17 protein-coding genes are annotated in these 23,051 nt (G+C 52.4%); 3 read left to right on the top strand and 14 right to left on the bottom strand.

What is annotated here, in order from left to right; genetic code table 11:
- Positions 1-136: 136 nt before the first annotated feature.
- The 5 genes from SBI19_RS08395 to SBI19_RS08415 all read right to left on the bottom strand — a co-directional run bounded on the left by SBI19_RS08395 (position 137) and on the right by SBI19_RS08415 (position 4,403).
- The gene (locus SBI19_RS08395; protein WP_317966959.1) at positions 137-346 is read right to left on the bottom strand and encodes a hypothetical protein; all 210 of its coding nucleotides are present in this window, start codon (positions 344-346) and stop codon (positions 137-139) included.
- 59 nt (positions 347-405) lie between these two features.
- Complete coding sequence (locus SBI19_RS08400; RefSeq protein ID WP_317966961.1) at positions 406-987, bottom strand: hypothetical protein; 582 nt, start codon at positions 985-987, stop codon at positions 406-408.
- A gap of 40 nt (positions 988-1,027) precedes the next feature.
- Positions 1,028-2,275: a TerD family protein gene (locus tag SBI19_RS08405; protein WP_317966963.1), complete on the bottom strand. Its 1,248-nt coding sequence runs from the start codon at positions 2,273-2,275 to the stop codon at positions 1,028-1,030.
- 207 nt (positions 2,276-2,482) lie between these two features.
- Positions 2,483-3,280: a tyrosine-protein phosphatase gene (locus SBI19_RS08410; protein WP_317966965.1), complete on the bottom strand. Its 798-nt coding sequence runs from the start codon at positions 3,278-3,280 to the stop codon at positions 2,483-2,485.
- 190 nt (positions 3,281-3,470) lie between these two features.
- Positions 3,471-4,403, bottom strand: a complete 933-nt coding sequence (locus SBI19_RS08415) for an ABC transporter ATP-binding protein (protein WP_317966967.1) — start codon at positions 4,401-4,403, stop codon at positions 3,471-3,473.
- 249 nt (positions 4,404-4,652) lie between these two features.
- Here SBI19_RS08415 and SBI19_RS08420 point away from each other — a divergent pair, with 249 nt between their 5' ends.
- On the top strand, positions 4,653-5,072 hold the full coding sequence (locus SBI19_RS08420; RefSeq protein ID WP_317966969.1) for a hypothetical protein: 420 nt from the start codon (positions 4,653-4,655) through the stop codon (positions 5,070-5,072).
- 17 nt (positions 5,073-5,089) lie between these two features.
- Here the strand turns inward: SBI19_RS08420 and SBI19_RS08425 are convergent, their stop codons facing one another.
- The 4 genes from SBI19_RS08425 to SBI19_RS08440 form a co-directional block, all read right to left on the bottom strand.
- A complete protein-coding gene (locus SBI19_RS08425; protein ID WP_317966971.1) occupies positions 5,090-6,079 on the bottom strand; it encodes a hypothetical protein in 990 nt (329 codons plus the stop codon).
- A 22-nt stretch (positions 6,080-6,101) separates the two neighbouring features.
- Positions 6,102-7,070 carry a cysteine peptidase family C39 domain-containing protein gene (locus SBI19_RS08430; protein ID WP_317966973.1) on the bottom strand — a complete coding sequence of 323 codons (969 nt, stop codon included), beginning with the start codon at positions 7,068-7,070 and terminating at the stop codon, positions 6,102-6,104.
- Positions 7,071-7,072: 2 nt separating this feature from the next.
- Positions 7,073-7,987, bottom strand: a complete 915-nt coding sequence (locus SBI19_RS08435; protein ID WP_317966975.1) for a helix-turn-helix transcriptional regulator — start codon at positions 7,985-7,987, stop codon at positions 7,073-7,075.
- A 147-nt stretch (positions 7,988-8,134) separates the two neighbouring features.
- Positions 8,135-8,323 carry a hypothetical protein gene (locus SBI19_RS08440; RefSeq protein WP_317966977.1) on the bottom strand — a complete coding sequence of 63 codons (189 nt, stop codon included), beginning with the start codon at positions 8,321-8,323 and terminating at the stop codon, positions 8,135-8,137.
- A 193-nt stretch (positions 8,324-8,516) separates the two neighbouring features.
- Between SBI19_RS08440 and SBI19_RS08445 the strand changes: the two genes are divergently transcribed.
- A complete protein-coding gene (locus SBI19_RS08445; RefSeq protein ID WP_317966979.1) occupies positions 8,517-14,288 on the top strand; it encodes a carboxypeptidase regulatory-like domain-containing protein in 5,772 nt (1,923 codons plus the stop codon).
- A gap of 140 nt (positions 14,289-14,428) precedes the next feature.
- Here the strand turns inward: SBI19_RS08445 and SBI19_RS08450 are convergent, their stop codons facing one another.
- Positions 14,429-15,562, bottom strand: a complete 1,134-nt coding sequence (locus SBI19_RS08450) for a zinc-dependent alcohol dehydrogenase (RefSeq protein ID WP_317966981.1) — start codon at positions 15,560-15,562, stop codon at positions 14,429-14,431.
- 132 nt (positions 15,563-15,694) lie between these two features.
- On the opposite strand from SBI19_RS08450, the gene SBI19_RS08455 reads away from it, so the two are divergent.
- Positions 15,695-17,239, top strand: a complete 1,545-nt coding sequence (locus SBI19_RS08455) for an FAD-dependent oxidoreductase (protein ID WP_317966983.1) — start codon at positions 15,695-15,697, stop codon at positions 17,237-17,239.
- Positions 17,240-17,631: 392 nt separating this feature from the next.
- On the opposite strand, the gene SBI19_RS08460 is transcribed toward SBI19_RS08455, so the two are convergent.
- The 4 genes from SBI19_RS08460 to SBI19_RS08475 form a co-directional block, all read right to left on the bottom strand.
- Positions 17,632-18,870 carry an MFS transporter gene (locus SBI19_RS08460; protein WP_317966985.1) on the bottom strand — a complete coding sequence of 413 codons (1,239 nt, stop codon included), beginning with the start codon at positions 18,868-18,870 and terminating at the stop codon, positions 17,632-17,634.
- Between the two features lie 134 nt (positions 18,871-19,004).
- Entirely contained in the window at positions 19,005-19,373 is a 369-nt protein-coding gene (locus tag SBI19_RS08465; RefSeq protein ID WP_317966987.1) for a helix-turn-helix domain-containing protein, read from the bottom strand.
- A gap of 73 nt (positions 19,374-19,446) precedes the next feature.
- On the bottom strand, positions 19,447-21,651 hold the full coding sequence (gene bglX, locus SBI19_RS08470; RefSeq protein ID WP_317966989.1) for a beta-glucosidase BglX: 2,205 nt from the start codon (positions 21,649-21,651) through the stop codon (positions 19,447-19,449).
- A gap of 15 nt (positions 21,652-21,666) precedes the next feature.
- A complete protein-coding gene (locus SBI19_RS08475) occupies positions 21,667-23,019 on the bottom strand; it encodes a glycoside hydrolase family 30 protein (RefSeq protein ID WP_317966991.1) in 1,353 nt (450 codons plus the stop codon).
- Positions 23,020-23,051 lie beyond the last annotated feature (32 nt).

Genomic DNA, 23,051 nt, shown 5'->3' on the forward strand with positions numbered 1-23,051 from the left:
AAAAACTGCGTAACGAATACAAAAAAAATCCCGTAGAGAAGGCCACTTATCGGGTACCCTTCCTTATGGGATTCGATTCTATTTAACATACTATGTTCTCGATATTAAGCCTAACTTATCAAAATAAACCTCATCTTTAGTCACCTAGATAAGGTTCTATGGATTTTATTGCACTCATTGGGATCAGCAGGCGCGTATCATCGTGTGTATATTCTGGCATAATGACTATAACATTATTAAAATAATAATAACTCACATACATACCTACCACATGTAAATTATCAAGAAACGTGATCTTTATGTCTGTATTCAAATAACCCTTCATGAATACTTCATCTTTATCCAAGTCACTCTCTCCTTGGTTATTGTAATTGGCCCCATAATAATTACAGTGGAACGAAACTCCTAAAACCTCTTCCGATCTCCTCCGCCCAGATCGAAGTCCTTATGCCCCGCGATCCGCTCTCTCGTCTCCTTGAACGTCCGCTGCAGGCTCTGGATTTTATCGAACTCGGGATCTCCGGGACCAAGGTTTTGCATGAAAATATACTTCAGAATCTCGCCGTAGAACGCAATCTTCCGATCCAGCTGAGTCAGCTCGAGATCAATAATATCGTCAATCGTATTGTATTCAATGAACTCTCTTATATCGTCGGTCGATCCAGGCTCCGGCTCTAACTCCGGATCTGGCTCTCGTCTCGATCGAACCTCGTATTCCGAAGAGGATTGTTCCAGGTCGATCGTTGTTCGAAGGCTCGAAATGGCGATTCCCTGCTTGGCCAACATAATCTGAAAATCTTTGTTGCGAAGCAGGTCGACGATAACGCTTCGGCACAGGTCGCGATTGCCAAGCAGCATGCCGTCAAACGGGTGGATGGTCCACGCGCCGTGGCGGAGGAACAGATTCAGAACAAACTTCTCGCTGCCGAATACATATTCGATATTGATCGTCGAATCATTCACGATTTCGAATGAAAAAGGAATCATCAGTTCTCCCCCAGTCGATAAGAATACGAGACAACGGGGGTTATTTGGATGCTCGCACCCAATTGAGCCCCCATCCGAACGCTTCGTCTAGATCGCGATGCCCGCGGAAGTGACGCACAATCCGTTCGATGCTGAACGTCTCATTGCCTTGATTCTCGATCATCGCGATCGCGCACATCGGCAGATTGTTATCGTATTCATCCAGCCTTACGATAACATCCGGTCCGCCGTTCTGCTTCAGCGTTACGACACCATCTGCTTCCGACCACTGAGATACGCCTTCGTAAATAAAGGTGAACACCAGAATCCGTTTGAATGCCGCTACTTGCGCGCCATTAATTCGAATGTTCTCGCCCGTCTTGACCGAACCTGTCCGATCGTCGCCATCGAGTACGATATAGGGAGCACGCTCGAAGGAACCGAATGAGTTCCCAAGCGCTTGAATAAGCCCTTTCTGGCCATTCTTGAGCTCATAGAGGCAAGCAAGGTCAAGGTCTACGCCTTGACTCCCGCCCCAGCCGCTCGACTTCTTCGGCTGCTGGTTCCAGTTCAGGTTGATCAGAATTTCGCCGAGCCCGCCGGCTTTTTTCTGAAGATTGATTTTATCGCCTTTCTTCTTAAGCTCGATCTTGGTCAAGTTCAATTGAATCGGTTGCCGAGTCTGTGACGGTACGACCGGCGCAGCAGCCGGCACGGGAGCAGGCGTCACTGGCTGCGCATTCACTAGCGGCGCAGCAGGAGCCTTCTCCTGAGTCTCAACTCCGTAAGAAGCACATAATGCACGCAGACCGCCGGAATAACCTGCGCCGATCGAGTTAAACTTCCATTCGCCGTTGTATCGATATAATTCGCCGACAACAATAGCCGTCTCGACGGTGAACGAATGGCCGAGATCATAGCGCAGCAGCGCTTGACCTGTCGCAGCATTCGCGAATAGAATGTATGCGCCATTCACTTGGCTGAAGTTCTGGCGGCGCTGCTCACCTTCGTATATCGTAAGGGTGAACGCAATTTTTTCCACTTGCGGGTTGATTTGATCAAGACCAATCATGAGCTGCCTCTCCGTCGCCCCTACCTCTGTATAAGAGATAAAAGCATTGGAGGGATTGCCATAGAAGATCAAGTCGCTGTCTCCGGTCACTTGGCCGCCTGGGGCAAGCAGAAATGCCGAGCAATCAAGTTCAATATTCGCGGACGATGCCCAACCTATCGTAACCTTAAGATTAGATAGCGCAGGATTGCCCTTCGTAATGTCAGCCTTCTGACCCTTCACAACGGAAATAGACAACAACGTTCATCCTTTCTTTATATGCCGGATCGAGCAAAGACAGATCTTCGCAGCTCTAGCTATTTCAACTACTCTTGTTCGGTTACACATATTGTAATATCGGTCAAACGATTATTCCACTATAGTTTCTATGACACATCGATGATCTAAATAAATAAGCTTCCATGAGAGACTTATTTGTCTCCTTGGAAGCTGTATTAATAACATCTAAACAAACCTCTCGCGCAGCACCCGAATCGTCTGCTCCTCAACCTGACAAGCCTGCATGAGATACGCGTCGATCGATCCGTATCGCGCGAACAACTCATCCAATACTTCTTCTAAGTATTCGCTCCGCACCTCAAGTAGAGGCAGCAGCCGCTCTCTGGATATCCGGAAACCGCTTAGAAACCTTAACATTCTGATCGCTCGATCGGTTTCGCTCTTGTTGAGCGGATTCGAAAGCAAATAATCGGATACGACTTCTCTGCGCGGAACGCCTGTCACGAGCTGTACGATAGCTGCGATAATCCCGGTACGATCCTTGCCGCTTGCACAGTGAATAAGCATTGGCGCGCTGCCTTGCTCAGCGAGCAGCGTCATAACATCTCGGATCTGATTGGTGCTCTCGAACAGAACCTTCCGATAAAAATCTCTCATGAACTGATGGAAGTCTACCGTTCGAATTTGACTCATGATTTGCCTATAGATCTGGAACCTCGTATAGTCTTCATCGTTCTGATAGAACGGTACATTCACGGTCATCGTCTTCCCGCTCTCAACGAAACGCGGAAGCCTTGCCTTCCGTTCGTTCGGCGTACGCAGATCGCAGATCAGCTTCAGGTCCAGTCCATTGAACTTATCGAGATCCTTCAACTTCAGCTTATGCGGTTCATTCGAGCGGTACATGATCCCCGTCCTCGTCAAGCGCCCATCTGCAGTCGGCAGGCCCCCAATGTCTCGGAAGTTGATCAAGCTCTCCATCTTTCGTATACTTCGGTTTACTTGGACTGCCACGCTGGTCATTGTCCCTAACCTCCTGCTCATCTGCCGTCTTAGTCTCTTACTCCCAATTACACATATTGTCAGATAGATTAAACCATTCTGCCTCGATAACGCAATTCCCTAGTGATCATGGGGATAAAAATAAGCTTCCGCGAAGAGACTCTCGTCTCACTACGGAAGCTTATCTAGCTTACACCCTTGTACATCGCCATTATTCTCTGAGTTCCCTCCCCGTTAACTCGAGTATCACATCTTCCAGGCCTGCCTGCTTGATTTCCATTGAATGGATACCAAGTCGATGGCTGTTCAAGAATGCAATAATGCCTTGAAGCTTACCTTCCATCTCCATCGTCTGAAACTCAAGCTCTGTCCCTGCTGCTGTGACGGTGACATCCATAATCTTGCACAAGGATGTGATCTCAATAGAAGGCTTCTCCATCAATTCAACACAAATCCGATATCGATAAGGAAGAGCTGCAAGCAGCCCTTGCACACTATTCAAGGCAATAAGCTGTCCATGATCGATGATCGCGACGCGATCGCATAAAGATTCAACTTCCTCTAGATAATGCGTCGCAAGGAGCACCGTCTTCCCTTGCCCCTTCAGGGACCGGATGATATTCCATAGATTCATTCTTGATTGCGGATCAAGACCGCTCGTCGGTTCATCCAGTATGATCAAATCCGGATCTTTGACTAACGTAAGCGAGAGGGACAAACGCTGCTTCTGCCCGCCAGACAGCTGACGTATCCGTTTGTTCTCGATCTCGGATAGCTGCGTCAAGCCTACAAAATGATCATACAAGTGAATGTTATTAGCGAATGAAAGAAACATAAGCAGCGTTTCACGTACCGTGAGCTCCGTATGCATCTCGCAAGATTGAAGCTGAACGCCAATCCGGTTGGCCTGAACCTGAGGGTTGCTCAATAAATCGACACTGTCGTACATAATCATTCGGCCTTCCGACGGCTTCTTAAGGCCAACGATCATTTCGATCACGGTCGTCTTCCCCGCTCCATTAGGACCGAGCAAACCGAATATTTCGCCCCTTCGAATTTCAAGATGAATGCCTTTGACCGCGTATGTATCGCCATATCGCATCGTCAAGCCTTCCAACAGCAGAATTCGCTCATTCTCCCCCATACATATCCCCTATCATCGGCAAACTCATATACCAATTATATGAATTTTATGGATTCGCAAGAGCCATTCTATTTCAGGTATGGTTGCATAATTTTAGGCATTTTAGTGAAGGGATGAAGGGGATTTTCTGATATAAAATGAAACCTTTTCCCGCATAACAGTGTCTACAGTTATAGCTAGTGGGTAATACGAATCGAGAGGCAGTACCAAGCTGCAGACAATCTTCGTGGACTTAAAGGAGTAAATGCGATGCGATATTTGATCCTATGGTTTGTTTCCGTTATCTTGTTCAACGGAGCCTTCATCGGACTTGAACTGCTGGAGGGCAACAAAATTACGACAACGGAGTACTACGGTCTGCGCAATATCGGCGTAACGTTCTTGTTCATCTCCTTCATCTTATCCGTTATCGTCTCGGCAGCATTCCTGTTGATTACAGCCGTGCTGCATCGATGGGCTCGCCGCATCTGGCCGCTTCACTACGCGCTGTACTGCGGCTTGGGGATATACGGCGGATGGCATATTTTTCACACCTTGTACAATGAATCATTCGTGCGAGAGTTTCATCTCAATATGAGCAGCGCATACCTGCTGTTCGGGTTAGCCGGGATACTGTACAGCGTACTGGATACGGTATTGGGGAGCGTGCAGCCGAAGCCGGCGCAATAAGCCCCCCTTATCCGCACTTATCGCAGTCCCACATCATGGAACCGATTATCGATCGTCTCACGTACGAGCAGCCGAAGCGCCTCGATCGCCTGCGTCTCGGCTTGCTTGGCTTCACGAATTCGTTCGCACAGCTCAGCCGCCTGATGAACACCGATCGTTTCAACCAACTCGAACAATTCCGCGACACGCTTGTAATGCGCAGCCGCTTCAGCGGCCGCCGGCCAGCGCCGCTCCACCTCGGCCATGTATAACGCAATGTCACGCTTAGCAACAGACAGGCATTGGAATGTCACCCTTGCACCCGTACGATCATACTCCCCGCTGCGAAGCGCATCAACCATTGCATCATACACCGCTTCCCCGCAAGCATAATCCGATTCGGGCAGAGTGCCGTCATGCATCTCCCATTTGAAAATCGCCTGCAGAAACGACTCCTTGATCACAGCCGCCTCATCCATCGGGATGCATCCCTCGAAAATCTGATAGTACCAATAAGGAGACGGATTGTCCCGATCTTCGCCAATTCCGAAATCCATGTCATCGAACGAATTCAGCGCATCCGACCGACCATCGGCGTAAATCAGCTTTCCTGTACCAGATCCGGCTTCATCCTTCTCATAGCCTACAATCGCAACGAACTGTCCATTATGCCAACAGATCGCAGCAACACCGCGGTCAATGGAAGCACGTATATCTGCGATCGCCTGCTTGCGATACAGCGGGAATGTTCGCTTGAACGTAAATTCCGCATTAGAGCTGACTAAAATTCCAATGAAATCCGCCGCGAGAAAATGCTCCGCATGCCAGTTGTACGCCGTCACGGACTCCGCCGTCAGCCTGCGATGGACCGCCATGCGAAATCCGTTAACCGTCATTCCCGCCAGCATCGGCTTGGACAACGTCGTCCAGCCTGCATGCGTCAGTACCGCATGCATTGCATCCAGGTACGGTCTCGACTCGGCCTGCATCTGAAATCCTTTAATTTTATGAACCGTAAGAGATGTCATCGTTCTCTCGCTCCCCCATCCGCTATCTAGCCGAATGCGTAATCCATCTTGTCGTGATCGTTCTAGACGGATCGGCATAACGCGCCGACAGCTTGCTGAACTGTGCAACCGCCTGATCTTCCAGCTGCGCTGCTGCGTTAAGCTTGTCCATCATCCCCGAAACGCCGCCACTATGATCGAAGCTCAAATCCGCGATAAGCTCGCCCAACTCCTCATAATAGGCATGAGCCTCCGCAAGTTCAGGCCACAACGTTCGAACGTCAGACAGATAATCGCGAATCTCTCGCCGCGCATAGCGATAAGAATCCAGAATGTATCTCGCGCCGCCCTTGTCATAATCGCCGCTGCGCAGCGCTTCTATATAGAAGTCATACGCAAGCTTACCCGATGCAATCTCTCGGTCCGGCAGCAGTTTGAACGAGGTTTGCCAGTCATGGATCGCAGAGCGCACCGATTCCAGTACTTGCTCTTCCAGCGGCACATCAACCTTCCCACCAATCATGTGCACATTCCAGAACGGCGTGAAATTCAAGCCCAGATTGTCATACAGCACAATATGATCTTCCTGCGACCAGCCATCCTGGATGAAGAACACGCCGTCCTCATCATCATAGCCATGAATGACTCCGAATTCGGGGATCCAATAGATGAGGCCGACGCCACGATCAAGGCTTTGCTTAATCCAACCGATTGCATCCTGCTGATAATGGCGGAACGTCAAATGGCGGGTACGCCCTCCATCCGATATCGTGAACAATCCAAGATTGTCTATCGCTGCGCTGTGTTCAAGGCCCCATTGACCGTATGCGGTCACCGACAACGGCAGCAGCCGCTCATGCACCGAGAATTTGAAGGCCATTCCCGATAAGCCCGACAGCCTATACTTCGGTCCATCGAACAAGTTCGCAGCCGTCAATATCGCGTGCAAGCTATCGACGAATGATTTGGACTCCCGCTTCATGCGGATTTTGTGCAGATAGACGCTCGACATCGTTAACGCTCCTTATCCAATCGTGTCAGCACGTCCGAGCAGTGCTGGCGCAGCTTCTCCCGCAGCCACTTAGGCGCGAGCAACTCTTGCCATTCAGACAACATCAAGTGCCGCAGAAACGCATTCGTATCGTAAAAATCAATCTCGTACAGCAGCGGATCATCCCCTGAGCACGATGCAGCGAATCCGTTCCAACTTCCGCCGCGCTCGAGCGGTTGCACAAGCCGTACTTTCGCCCTATAAGGCTTCCGCACTGGCGCTCCGCTCTTATCTTCCAAGCGAGTGGGATTAACGGCTGTCGTTTCCGTTGCGGCAGCTGACTGTCCAACAATCGCAGCATGCGCAATTGCCGACAATCGGAACTGCCGCTGCTCCTGCCCATGATCGCAAGAAGCCGCAACGTAGTCATCGTTATAGCGGGATAACAGCCGCGTCGGCTGAATCGTAAGCTGCTCGCCCTCATAAACCAACTGAACCGCCCGCGAGTGTTTGATCGCCTCAGTCAGCAGCAGCACAAGCTGCATCATTCGCGGATCGGCATTGAACATCGGCAATCGATCGTACAGCTCCGATTCGGATTCATCCGTGAACCGATCCAACAAACGGGCCACGCGATGCGCCGTATCCGCATGATCGTAGTTGTATTGGCTGTATCGGTGGACAAGATATCGCAGCACCCGCTTCTCGTCTTCCGTCATATATAGATGCGGCAGCACATAGGCCGAATCGTCATAGCTGTACCCGCGCCGCTTCGCATCGTAGACGAGCGGCGCTCGCAGCGTCGCCGCCATATATTCGATATCTCGCTGCGCCTGCCGCTTCGATATTTCGAACCGTTCCGCCAGATGATTGCTGTTCGGATAGCGGGCTTCTCTTAATTGCTGATCGAACCATTGAATCCGGTGCGTATTGCTCAATCCCCGTCACCTCATCGCATAAGCTGCTCCCATTTTACTATTAAGCGTAACGGAAGCTAGAAAAGCTTGGCAACCTTTTTCTGCCATGAGCAAAGAGCCCTTCCTCCTATGAGGTATGAAGAAGGACTCTTACTGGTTAGCGGTCGTTCAGACCATAATCCGGTCGACTGTCTCAACCGATGCGTTCTGACATCTCTTGCATACTTTCACCGATTTACCGTTCGTCTGGGAACGGGTATACAGCAGCTTGATGCGCGTCGCCTGGCAGACCGGGCAGGTACCTCGTCCGCGCGAAGGCAGGCTCCAGAGGACGCGGCCTCGTTTTGTTTTGACCATTGTGTTTGACAACCCCTTGTTCGATGATGATCGTTGTTGTATGTCGTGGTGTACAACCTCATCATACGGGAGTTGGTACGACATAGAATGTCGCATCAGTTCAGTCGATTCCATAATCTGGCCGATTCTGCATGACCTGCATGGCGCATAGCCTTGGAATAATGAGCAGTTCGCATAAACAGGAGGAGATTGCATGGCTTTCCCTTCAAATATTCAGTTCGTTCCTATTAAAGTTAATGGCATCCCGCCATCAGATCCTGCAGGGGATGTGTCGCCGTCGGCCGTAGATATCGTCGGCAATGAGCAGTTCCCGCCTGCATACTACGCCTACGATGGCCAGAACGTCTACTTCCGTCTTCGTCTCCAAGGCGACCCTCGGTCTAATAACAGCTTCCAGAATTTCAACTGGGGCGTATTGTTCGATTATCAAACCCCTCCCTCCTATGAATTCATGATCGCAGTCGATGGCGGACGGGGCTGGATTACACTCGTTCGGAATGGGAACCAGAGCACGAGCGGCAATCCGCTGACAGATCCTCCCGAAGGCGCTGACGGCCAAGGCTTCCCGAACTTTCACCGCCCCATTAACAACTTCGACTTGGCGAGAGCGGGCATTACGAACGATGGCTCCTCCTTCGGCGGGACGAACAACTACTTTCTCGATTTCTTCCTGGATACAGGCACCTTCTTCAGCCAGTTGACGATCAACGGCATCAATTTCAACGCCAATACACCTGTTCGGATGCTGTTCTTTACCGCTTCAACGAATCAAAGCTTCGATAAAGACTCCTTGCCTTTCTCGGATGCTGTAACCTTCAATCAGGCTAATGTTCGAGCACAGCTGACAGCAAGCGGTCAGAATACGCTGCCCGCGGTCATCACCACGGGCTCAGTCGAAACCTTCCGTCGAACGCTGCAAGTCAACAATGTTGGCACAAGTCCGGCGCATTCCATCTCTGTTACGGTAACACCCGGCAATTATGTCATTGTGTCTGCCAATAACAGTACGCCATCTGTAGGCAATGCCGCCTTCGATGCTAGTACACAGACACTTAGCTGGAACATCGGCAATCTACCCAATGGGCAAAATGCAAACTATCAAGTGGATCTAACCACCATATTCCCAACCGCAGGTCAAGTCACACTCGACTCCTTCGTCGTAAGAGGCATTGATCAATTCACAGGCAATATGCTGCCTGAGGTGCGGGTTACGCAGCAGATCACCGTCCAAGCAGCAGGAAGCATATCCGGGGTTATCGTCGATAATTTCACCGGTTTGCCGCTCTCCGGTGTCTCGATTACGCTGCTGCAAGCAGGCGCTTTCCAGACGGTATCGGATACAAGCGGCGTATTTGGGATAACGGGCATCCCGCCTGGAAGCTATACGCTCGAACTGACATTGGTAAATTACGAGACGCAGCAAATCCCGATTACGATTGCGAGCAATCAGAGTCTCATTCAGAACGTTGTGCTCATTCCGCTGCCAGCAGCCGTGCATGGCACCGTCTTCTCTGCAAGCAGCGGGCTGCCGATTGCCAACGCGAGAATCGCAATCGAAGATCCGCCTCGTGTATTCATCGCTGTGACATTCACTGATAGCAGCGGACACTATAAGCTAACCAACCTGCCGGCAGGCAAATTGCGCGTGGATACGGGCGCTGACGACTTTATCCTCGCTTCGTACGTCATTACGCTTCAGCCTGCGGAAGATCGGCTGCTGGACATTGTGCTGGAACCGAACCCCAGTACCGTCACAGGGCTGGTGACAGCGCCTGGCGGACAACCAATTGCAGGTGCGGCGGTCCGGCTCCTTAACGAGCAGCGCGGCTTGCAGTTCGAGAGCGTTACCGATGCGAACGGTTTGTTCACCCTGAACCTTCTCGTTCCTGACGTGCTGTATCTCGTACGGGTATCGGCGGTCAACTTTACCGCGGCTAATGCTTATGTTCGTGTGCCCCCAGGAGCAGCAGAAACGATTAATGTTGAATTGCAGCCGCTGCCTGGCAGTCTATCCGGCATCGTCGTCGAAGAGCAGACAGGTACTCCGCTAGGCAATGTGGCTGTGAGTCTGCAAGAGCTGAATGGCGTTTCGCTGGGTACGACATCCACTGACGATACAGGGCGCTTCCTAATAGACTCCCTGGCAGCAGGCACGTACATTATTTCAATCCAATCGACGACACACTCCAATCGTCAGCTAAGCGTGACGATAACGAGCGGAGCTGATACTTTCATCGAAGTGTCATTAACCCGGCTAACGGGCTCGCTCCAAGGAATCGTATCGGATCAACAAGGAAGACGGCTGCCCGATGCCGCAATTACACTGCTTCTAAGCAATCGGCCCATCATTCGCGAGTTTACGGACGAGGAAGGCAGCTTCGTCATCTCCAATCTCGTACCCGATAACTATCTCGTTGTCGCGCGGCTCGCAGGTTTCAGCGCTAAGCAGTTAGGCGCGCTTATTCAACCTCTGCAGGCGACGCAGCTGACTTTCGTCCTGCAAGAGGAGAACGGTCGTATTGCGGGAACCATTCGGGACGATGCAGGAAAACCGCTTCAAGGCGTAGTCATCAGCGTCTCGCAGAACATTCTCGGCATACAGACCTTCGTCTCTCAATCGATCACGGATCTGTCCGGTACCTATGCAGTCAGCGGACTAACACCAAGCGAATACATTCTAGTCGCAAGTATACAAGGATTCCAGAACGGAACGGCAATCGCTGTCGTTCAACCAGGCCAGGAGACGACAGTTGATCTGACGCTGCTGCCAAGTCCAGGCAACATTGCGGGTAAAGTAACCGACAGTTCTGGCGACATCATTACGAATACCGTTTCCGTCGTCGTCTCCGATACGAATGGCGTAATCATCACTACCATATTCACTAGCGTAGACGGCAGCTATACGACCACCGATCTTGCTCCTGGTACGTACCTGTTAACCTTTGTTGCGAATGGGTTTCAATCCAATCAGCTTACCGTACTCGTCCAATCCAATGCCTCGAGCAGCGGAAATATCATTCTGTTCCCTCTGCCTGGATTCGTGCAAGGAACGTTAACCGACAGCGTTACCCATGTGCCGATCGGAGGCGCGATGGTTAAAGCTTCGACGCAGCATGGGTTGGTCATTGAAGTCGGCATCACGGATAGCGGTGGTTTTTACAGATTAACGGGATTGCCGCCAGGCAACTATTCGATCCTTGCAACGGCCGATAATTACGATTTTGTCGTCGTTGGCGCCACCGTCGTAGCAGATACGATTACGGAAACAAACTTTGTACTCTCACAGTTAACGGGCAATATCGAAGGTGTGCTTGAACCTCCGATTCCAAATGTGTTGGTCCAGCTGGCGCTTAGCAATAACCTGTTGATCACTTCTTCGATTACGGATAACACAGGAACGTTCCGGTTCATCGAGCTTCGTTCCGGCAGCTATATTCTTACGGCGGCTGCCGATAACTTCTCCTCGCCGCCGGTAGGCGCTTCCGTCGTAATAGGTGACACCATCCATACCGTCATACGACTTACGCCGAACCCAGGGTCAGTTGCAGGTGCCATTACAGCGGATACAGGCGAGCCGATCGCAAGCGCGGTCGTTCTCTTCTATGACCAGACCGAGACGCTGCGCGCGAACGGGCAGACCGCTCAATCCGGAGCTTACTCCATAGACAATCTTCCGGCAGGCATTCTAACGCTTATCATTACCGCGCCGGGTTTCGCCGACCAATCCAGTGCAATTCGGCTTGGCCCAGGCGAGATGCAGACGGGAATAAACTTCGTTCTCTCTTCCGTCTCAGGTGGAATAAGCGGTCAAATCACGGATGCGGAGACAGGAGATGTCATCGCTGGAGCTTCAATCGAGATACGCATCGCAGATGCTTCGGGCATCATTATCGCGATTGCGACAACAAGCCAATTCGGCAACTATATCGTCGACGATCTGAGGCCAGGTTCGTATGCCGTCATCATGAGCGCCGAAGGGTACGCTTCCAACGCGGTGGGTGCGATTGTCCGCAGAGATGCTGTAACTGGAGCCTCTGTGCAGTTATCACGCTTGAGAGGTACAATTGTCGGCACGATTGTGGCCACTGACAACGTACCGCTCGACAATAACGGCACATCGGTAAAGTTGTTTACAGCGAGCGGCACCTTGATTAGCACCTTATTCGCCAACAATGAGGGCCGATTCATTATCGAAGGCGTCGTACCCGATACGTACCAATTGAGCATCACATCTCCTTCATTCGAAACGAACTCGCAGACCATCAACGTCATTGCCAATCAAATTAACGCAATAACCATCAAGCTTCGTCCGCAATCGATTACGATAACAGGCACTGTTCGTCATGCGATAACCAAGGCACCGCTGGAAGGCGCGCTCATCGGCATTAACGGGAGAACGGCTATCCCGGTCGAAACGACATACACGGACCGTAACGGACTATTCATCATTACCTTCCTTCCTTTCGGCCGATTCACGTTGTTCGCATCGTTACCCGGCTTCGCATCCGTTGCCGCTGCGGAGAATGCGATACCTGGGCAAACGACCAATCTGCTGCTCGAAATGAATCCGAATCCCGGCACCGTCATTGGATTCGTCACCAATCTGCAGGACGGCAGCATCATTGCAGGCGCTGAGATTAAGCTGTTCACTCGGTCTCAGATACAGCTAGGCACCGTATTGACCGATAACAACGGGAGCTATGAATACAATCAATTGTCCGTTGGCGACTATTTCGTCATCGCTTCTTCTCCCGGGTTTGCGACGAATCAATCCGGCTTCACGATCGCGCCAGGCGCAACAACGAAGCTTAGCTTTGCCCTGCAGCCTCTGCCGGGCTCTATCACGGGGACGGTGCGGAATGCGCTGACGAGCGAGCCCATTCTTAATGTCATCATCGTGCTTCGCCCGTTCAACAACTTCGCAGCGCCATTATCGCTGACGGCTACTGACAGTTCAGGCATTTACCTGTTCCAAGATTTGCTGGAGGGCAATTACACGATGAATGTCACCTTGTTCGGGTTCCAGCTCGAGCAGTCTTCTTTCTCTGTCATTAGAGGCGGCGTCACCCGCATCGACTTCGCTCTGCGTCCTACTAGAGCAGGGGTAATCGGCGTCGTGACCGACAGCGACACCGGCGCGAAGCTTCCAGATGTGCTCGTTGTCGGGATTGATGACAATGGCGTGATCATCGGGCAAGGGGTCACCGATCAATCGGGTGTATATGCGCTTGGCACGGGAACAGAAGGATCGATATCCGTCGTATCCATACTGGATAACTTTCAATATGGACTGGAGCAGAGCATCCTCCCCCCTGATCAGAACGCGAATCTGAATGTATCGATGAAGCCGAATGCAGCTCGACTGCGCGGCGTTACGTTCAATGCGGACAGCGGAGCTCCAATATCCGGCGTGGTCATTAGCGTACTTACGGAACAGCTTGTCGCGATTGAGTCCATTGCGAGCGACGAGGAAGGAAATTTTCGATTCATAACTCTACGTCCCGGCAGCTACTACGTCACGGCCACGTCACCGATTTACGCGTCGCAGGCGCAATTCGTTACCGTTGCAAGCAGTATGGAATCTGTAATCGAATTCCGGCATCCAACTGTATTCGGAACGTTGACGGGTACAATTAGGGACGCGGAGGGACGGCCGCTCTATAAAGCTCTTGTTGAGCTATACCTTCCTAATCCGACGCCTTCATCGAACCCACAAGCCGGCAGCGGAGCGGGCGTACGAACGAGCTCTCTGCAACAACTGCCTGCTTCTAAAGTAGACGGCATTTTTATCCGCTCGACCATCAGTGATCAGAACGGCCGCTATACGTTGACCAACCTTCCGGCGGGCGCCCTTATCGCTGTTTTTACGTTCCCGGATAAGAAGCCTGCCATACGCCAGCCTGTTATTCTCGCCAAACTAACAACGGTGCTTGATGTTGTGCTTGAAGACGAGGATGAAGAATGATGATGAAGTAAGCACAGTCAATTGCCGGCGCAGCATGTCAAAAACCTCGGTTCGAGTCATCGAATCGAGGTTTTTGAATGATCAGTCGCAAGATTCATATCTATCGCTGCTTTGCGATAACGGTGATGATGACGCGCGATCTAAGGTTTCAGTACAACTTTCACGCAGTTATCCTCATGACTGTTGAAAATGCGATAAGCATAAGGCGCTTCCTCTAGCGGCAGTCGATGCGTGATGATCGCCTTTGGATCGAATTCTCCTTTCACAATGCGCTGGTACAATTCAGGCATATAGTGAATGGCCGGCGCTTGTCCCATCTTGAGCGTAATATTGCGCGCGAAGAAGGCCCCGAGCGGGAACATATTGTAGTTTCCGCCGTAAACGCCAGTAATTTGAACCGTGCCGCACTTCCGAACCGCTTTCGTTGCGATCTGAATCGGGCCAAGCGTACCGCCTTGAAGCTTGAGCTTCTGCTCGAGCCACTCGAGCGGCGATTTCTTACCGTCCATGCCAACGCAGTCAATAACGACGTCAGCCCCGCCGTGCGTTATTTCTTTCAGGAACTCCCCCATGTCCGCATCCCGCGTGAAATCATACGTTTCGACCGTATTCATTCCTTTGGCATGATTCAAGCGATAATCCAAGTGATCGACGGCGATGACGCGCTTCGCGCCTTTCATCCAAGCGAACTTCTGCGCCATCAATCCGACGGGTCCGCAGCCTAATACAATGACGGTATCCCCGGATTTTACCCCTGCATGATCGACACTCCAGTATGCCGTCGGGAGCACATCCGATAAGAAGAGCAGCGACTCGTCCTCCAACTCGCAGTCCTTCGGAATGACGAATGGAGCGTAATTGCCGAATGGCACACGCAAATATTGCGCCTGTCCGCCAGGGTAGTTGCCATACTTCTCCGAGTAGCCCAGATAGCCGCCCGAATCATAATGAGGATTGCTGTTGTCGCATTGACTCTCCAAGTTGTGCTGGCAGTAATGACAATGTCCGCACGCGACGTTGAATGGAATGATGACGCGGTCCCCTTTGGATACCTTCGTAACGCCTGGTCCAACCTCTTCCACAATGCCCATCGGCTCGTGACCGATCACATAACCCGGAGGAAGCGGAATGCTGCCTTCATACAGATGCAGATCCGAACCGCATATGGCGGTGCTCGTAATGCGAACCACGATATCCTCTTGGTCCTCGATGGCAGCATCCCGCACTTCTTGTACCTCAACTTGCTGGATTCCTTGGAACGTGACCGCTTTCATCGACACACCTCGCTTTGATGGTTAACATCTGTAGTATCGGAATTTATAGGAGCGCTATGCTTCATTTTGTTATAAGTTTATGGACTGATTGGCATGATATAGTAAAACTGCGAATCAGGAGCATATCCCTCTATGACGAATGAACATACACTTTCTTATACCGGACTGCCTGAGGCTCCGAGCTCCTACTGGCTGGAATCAACGGAACGCGAAACGTTCGAATCACTTGGCGAAGATATCGAGGTCGATGTCGCAGTAGTCGGCGGCGGCATTACTGGCATCACGCTGGCTTGCTTGCTAGCGGAGGAAGGGAAGCGGGTCGCACTGCTCGAAGCGGGACGCGTCCTGACAGGGACGACGGGACATACGACGGCCAAAATAACCGCGCAGCACGATCTCATCTACGACGAGCTCATCCACCATATCGGCGCGGAGAAAACCCGCCTGTATTATGAAGCGAACAGCGAAGCGCTTGCTTTCATCCGCGAACGGGTCAGCAAGCATGGGATCGAGTGCGATCTTGCATCGGAGGATGCATACATTTATACAACCTCGGAAGCGAATATCGAGAAAATCGATAAGGAGTGGGTCGCGTACCAACGGCTCGGCATCCCCGGCGAACGTGTCGAACGCATTCCGTTCGACATCGACTCGAAGGCTGCGATCGTGATGACTGACCAGGCTCGTTTTCACCCGGTTGCGTACTTGCAGCATCTTGTACGATCCTTCGTCGAGCATGGCGGGTTCGTCTATGAGAACACGACCGCATTAAGCGTTGATCACGGCGATCCAACCAACGTATTGAAGACAGCGAATGGACATACCGTTACCTGCCGCAAGGTTGTTTCGTGTTCGCATTTTCCTTTCTACAGTGTGCAAGGCTTCTACTTCGCCCGCATGTATGCGGAACGTTCGTATGCGCTCGCGCTCCGCATGAAGGATGACTATCCCGGCGGCATGTATTTGAGCTGCGACGATCAGCCCCGCTCGATTCGAGAGGTTGTTTATAACGGAGAGAAGCTGCTTATTGTAGGCGGAGAGAAGCATAAGACGGGACAAGGCGTTTGCACGATCAGACACTACGAGGCGCTGGAGCAATTCGCACGCGATACGTTCGGCGACTTGGAGATCGCCTACCGCTGGTCCGCGCAGGATCTCACGACATTGGACAAAATCCCGTACATCGGGCGTGCCGCGCAGAACGATCCGCATGCCTTAATCGCGACAGGTTATCGCAAATGGGGGATGACGACCGGCACGGCCGCCGCGCTGCTGCTGAAGGACATGATTATTGGCGTCGATAACCGATTCGAGGAATTGTATTCGCCATCGCGTTTCTACGCCGATCCCGCTTTCCGCAACTTCCTAAGTACGAATACCGATGTAGCCATGCATCTTCTAGCCGGCAAATTGGAGCTGATTCGCCGCCATCCCGATTCGGTCGAGCCTGGCGAAGGCAGCGTCGTCCAAGTGAACGGCAAGCGAGCAGGCGCTTATCGCGAAGACGATGGCACGCTGCATCTGGTCGATACGACGTGCACGCACATGGGCTGCGAGGTGGAGTGGAACGAAGGCGATCGAACCTGGGACTGCCCATGCCACGGCTCGCGTTTCTCCTACAAGGGCGAGGTGCTCGAAGGTCCGGCGAAGAAACCGTTGAAGTCTTATGCGGAGTGAACTGACAGGTTGATTTGATGCAAAAATATTGTGCTGTGCACCTGCTTATGGCGGGCGTAGGTGCAGTACTGCGCCTACGTTTCACCGAACACGCAAAAACTCCAAACGTAGGTGCAATTCTGCACCTACATTCCAACAAATACGCGGAACCCACTGACGTAGGTGCATTTCTGCACCTACGTTTTGTCTTCCTGCCAATGTCACCAGCAGTAAGGTGCAGTTCTACACCCTATTCGTCGTATAGCAGCACTTAGCCAATAAGGTGCATAAACACACCATACCGAACCGCGCACCTGTGCCATCAACATCTGCCTCCTCAAACGTAAGCTGCAAACGCAAACAAGCCCCGTCCCACATAAGCTACTCCTGTGTGGAACGGGGCTTTAATATTTTTATTTGCCGCCCTTCGCAGCAGCAGCTTCGCCGCCCATCTGCTTCGGACGTATCGCGAACAATGCGATTGCGCAGCTAACAATGCTGACGCCAGCGAAGATCCAGAACATGAGCCGCTCACGGTCGAGCATGACCGAAGCGATTAGCGGCCCTGCCGCAACGCCAATGAACCGCATGCTGCTATAGAGCGATGTGATCGTGCCGCGCTGCTTTTTGTCGATTCCCTCTGTAATGAGCGCATCCAAACTCGGCAGCACGAGGCCGATACCGGCACCGGCAATCGAGATCAGCAGCATCAGCATGAACAGACCTTTCGGCGCAAGCATTGCAATTGCTGCCATAGAGCCCGCAGCCATCGCGGTGCCAATAACCGTCAGCCACTTCATAGCCGGCTTGTTGCTTCCGATCTTCTTGCCGACAATGAACGAAGCAAGGCATATCGCACCAAGCGGGATCGCGAGCACCAGCCCTTTGATCACTCCATCGATATGATGCTTCTTCTCCAGCACGGACGACAGATCATACAAGAAACCGAACATGATGTACATACCAAGACAGCCGATCGCAAATATTGCATACAGCCACCGGCCATTCTCCTTGAGGATCGCTTTTACCCCTTTGACGAATTCCCGTACAGAAACCTTAGACTGCTGCTGTCCTTTCGGCTTATTCACGAACACGGCTACAGCGATGATGGAGACCAAACAGATGAACGGAATAACGACAAGCGGCAGAAACCATACAATCAACGCCAATGCAGAGCCGGCTATTGGACTGACTACCTTGCCAAGCGTATTCGAGCTCTCGATCATCCCCAGTCCGCTGCTCACCTGTTCCTCTTCCTTGAACATGTCGCCGACCAGCGGAAGAACGATCGGGAAAGCGCCGGCTGCGCCAATCCCCTGAATGAACCGTCCCGCAATGATCCACCAGTAAGCGGTTTTGCCGTCCATTAGCCATGCCGCACAACCGGACAACACGCCGCCCGCAGCCGCAATGGATAATCCGACGAGAATAATAAGCTTCCTGCCGAAACGGTCGGATAAATAACCGGCAATCGGAATGCAGACAATCGATACAGCAGCATAAACAGTAATGATAAGGCTTGACTGAAGCGACGTAATGCCCAGCTTACGCTGCATTAACGGCAGAACAGGAATAAGCATCGAATTGGCTAATGTCATAATTAACGGAATCGAAGCTAATGCGGCCAAATCCCGCTTTTTCTTATCTTGCAAGTGGGTCCACCCTCTGCCTCAATATGCTGCACACTCCGTTTAGACTGCCACTAATCTGACATCCCATACGCTGTAGGCAAGAGGTAACTTTTAATAGGTGACCCATGGTGCGATAGCTGCACTGCGCGCTCCGATCAACCCAGCTTCTTATAGTCGCCCGGCGTCATTCCATACGCTTTCTTGAACGTACGCGTGAAGTAAGTCAAGCTCTTATAACCGACTAAACCTGCCACTTCATAGATTTTGAACCGCTTCGTTTGCAGCATTTCCTTGGCCCGAGTCATGCGCAGGTTAACGAGAAAGTCGTTGAAGCTGACCCCTACCTGCGCTCGGAATAACACGCCAAAATAATTCGGCGAATACGCAAACCGATTAGCTACTTCCTTGAGCGTAATATCCCTCGATAGATGCTCACTGACATACCGCTCGATATCCCCATACAACCACCATACCGGTTCGCCGCAGCTTGGATACGCGAGATCAGACATTTTGACAGCACACATGCTCACATCTTCTCCTTTCGCAAAAGGGCACTGACACTCGATTCCCCATCGATCGTCAATGCCCTCCAGCCTTCTACTCCACTACAATCGATACGGCTTCGCCGCTGCTTGCGTTCGCGCCAACCCAGATCGTGAAGCGTCCAGGCTCGACCGTCCGCTTCATATCCTTGTCGAGAATCGCCAGCTGCCGCTCGCCGATCTCGAAGGTCACATCGCTCGATTCGCCTGGTGCCAGCTGCACACGGCTGAAGCCGATCAGCTTCTTAAGCGGCTGCGTCACGCTTGCGACTTCGTCACGGATGTAACACTGCACGACCTCAGAACCAGCCACATCCCCTTCATTCGTTACGGTAACAGACACATTCAATCGACCATCCACAGCGATCGACGCATCGGATACCGCAATCTCAGAGTAGCGGAATGACGTATAGCTCAGACCATGACCGAATGGATACAGCGGCTCCGTCGTCGAATCAATATAATAAGAAGAGTAAACGCCGCCTGGCGGTCTGCCCGTCTTCTTGCGATAGTAATAAATCGGCACTTGCCCTACGCTCCGCGGAACCGTTACAGGCAGACGGCCGCTCGGATTGTAGTCGCCGAACAACACATCGGCAATCGCATTGCCGCTCTGAACGCCAAGATGCCATGCCTGTACGATAGCCGAAGCATACTGCTCCAGCCAAGGAAGCGCGAGCGGACGACCGCTCATTAGTACAACCACAATCGGCTTGCCAAGTGCGGCAACAGCTTCCACGAGCTGACGCTGCGCGCCTGGCAGATCTAGCGACGTACGCGAGCGCGACTCTCCGCTCATCTCCAGCGATTCGCCAAGCGCCAGTACGACCACATCGGATTGACGCACAGCTTCAACCGCTCGTTCAATATCCGCTTCCAGCAGGCCGCTAGCCGCCATATTGTCGATGCCTACGGCACAGCCTTCCGCGTAGTAGATCGCTGCGTCTTCGCCCGCTGCTTCACGAACGCCGGCAAGCAAACTGACGACGTCCTCGGGCTTGCCGTCGAACGCCCAGCAGCCGAGCGGATCTTTCGTATTGTCTGCGAAAGGTCCGATGACAGCAATGGCACCGCTCTTGCGCAGCGGAAGCACCTGCGCCTCGTTGCGCAGCAGCACGATCGACTGCTGTGCAGCCTCGAGAGCCAGTGCCGTGAACGAAGCTCGTGCAGCCTTGGCAGCTTCAGCCGATGGCACCTGCACGAATGGCTGCTCGAGCAGGCCCAGCTTGATTTTGACAGCTAGAATGCGAAGAACCGACGTATCGACGACCGATTCCGGTACGCGTCCTTCACGGACAAGCTTCGGCAGATGGCGCATATAGAAGCCCGAATGCATATCCATATCGCAGCCTGCCAGCACGGCGCGCTCGCACGCGTCTTCCTCGCTGCCGGCCACGCCATGCGTAATCAGCTCTTGAAGCGCATTATAGTCGCTTGCGACGATTCCCTCGAAGCCCCATTCATCGCGCAAAATCGTCTTCAGCAAGTACTCGTTCGCACATGCCGGGATGCCGTTGATTTCGTTGAAGGATGCCATGATGCTGAGCGCCCCCGCATCCACAGCTTCGCGGAATGGCGGCAGGATGACGTCGCGCAGCTCGCGATCGGACAGATCGACGGTGTTGTAATCGCGTCCTGCCTCTGCAAGTCCGTAACCGGCGTAATGCTTCGGACAGCTTGCCGTTGCGTAACCCGGTCCGTCATCTACTTGCGAACCTTCGACCCATGCTCTGCTGTATTGCGTCGTGAGCAGCGGGTCTTCGCCGATGCTCTCGGCAATGCGTCCCCAGCGCGGATCACGGCTTACATCGATCATCGGCGCGAATACCCAAGCAACGCCGTCCGTCATCGATTCACGGGACGCTGCCTCCGCTGTCCTGCGAGCAAGAGCTGGATTCCAAGCTGAAGCCTGCGCCAGCGGAATCGGGAATACCGTCTTATAACCATGAATAACATCTCGTCCGATGATGAGCGGAATGCGATGCTCCGTATGCTCGGCAATGAGCTGCTGCAGCTCATTGGCTTCCTCGGCGCCAGAAAGGTTAAAGATCGAACCAACACGTCCTTGACGGATTTCTTCTCGCAGCAAATCCCGCACTGAGACGCCTGTCTCCGGATTGATCGGGTTGAAGCCCCAATCGTACTGCGTCATCTGACCAACCTTCTCTTCAAGCGACATGCGAGCAATGAGCTGCTCCGCCCGCTGTTTGATTTCAGGTGTCAGCCATTCACGAGGTGAACGCCCAGTCATCACAGTCATCACGGCAACCTCCTATTATAGACTTGGGAAGAGCAGCGTCTGAATCGCGTGAGCCGGTATGCTGCCTTCCGCTACTTGCTCGCGGTTGCGAAGCACATATGGCTGCTGCTCGTCCGTCCGATTCAAAATAATAACTACGATCTCGCCATCCGGATTGCGGAATGCAGTCGTCTGAAGATGTTCCGTATATTTGGTGCAGCCGATACGCACTGCGCCTGGACGAACATATTTGCTGAAATGTCCGATGTAGTAGTACGACGACTGGAATGTCAGCGAATCGTTCTTCGTATCCGCAATGATTGGTGCGTCGCAATAGTTCGCTACATGGTTCGGTCCGCCCTGCTCGTCTAGTACGATGTTCCAGTCCGTCCAGCCTTCCATGCCATTGTTCAGGTTGCCCATAATGTCATGCGCATAACGTTCGCCGCTCTTCCAAGAGCCCAGCTGTACGCCGCCTTCATGGCACCCTTCCGTGAAGATGAGACCCTTCGTCGGATAGCGATGCTTCACCGCCTGCAAAGCTTCGAAGTGGTCGCCCGAATACCAGTGGAAGCCAATGCCCCAGATGTACTTGGACGCTTCCGCATCTTCGAAAGCCGTTCTCGCGCGGTCATATACGCGCTCTTTGTTATGATCCCAGATCATCACCTTCACGTCAGGGCGACCGGCGCGATGCAGCTCCGGTCCAAGGTAATCGCGAACGAAGTCGCGCTCTTCCTCTGCCGTGTAGATGCATGAATCCCAGATCTGAACGGCTTTCGCTTCGTTCTGAACCGTCAGGCCCCATACCGGAATGCCCTCTGCCTCGTATGCCTCAATATATTTCACATAGTAACGCGCCCAAGCATTGCGATATTCCGGCTTGAGCTTACCGCCGTTGTTCATCTCGCCAGTCGTCTTCATCCAAGCCGGCGGACTCCAAGGCGACGCGTAGAACGTGAAGTTATCGCCTGCCAGCGCCTTCGCTTGTTGGATGTATGGAATCATCAATTCACGGTCATGGCTAATATCGAAGCTAGCAAGCTCCGCATCCCCATCTTGAACATACGTGTAGTTGCCAAGCGAGAAGTCGCAGCTGTTAATGTGCGAGCGGCAGATCGTGTAACCGATACCATCTTGCGGATCGTAATAAGCATCCATAATACGCTTGCTGTTCGCGGCGCTCAGCTTCGATGCCGTCACAGCGGAAGCTTCCGTGATTGCACCGCCGAAGCCGATGATCGATTGGAATTCAATATCTTCATATACGTTAATGACTTTGTTCTCGATGCCTTGCGTATCTTCGCGCAGTTCGATCGTCAGCGCTTCCGACAGCCTGTCCTGCGTGCCTTGCGCGGTTTGAATCGTTCTTACTTTACGAGTCGTCATCTGCCCTGCTCCCCATTCCTAAATCGTGATGC

Origin of the sequence: Paenibacillus sp. CCS19 (genome assembly GCF_033239625.1) — a bacterium.
Lineage (GTDB): Bacteria > Bacillota > Bacilli > Paenibacillales > Paenibacillaceae > Paenibacillus_T.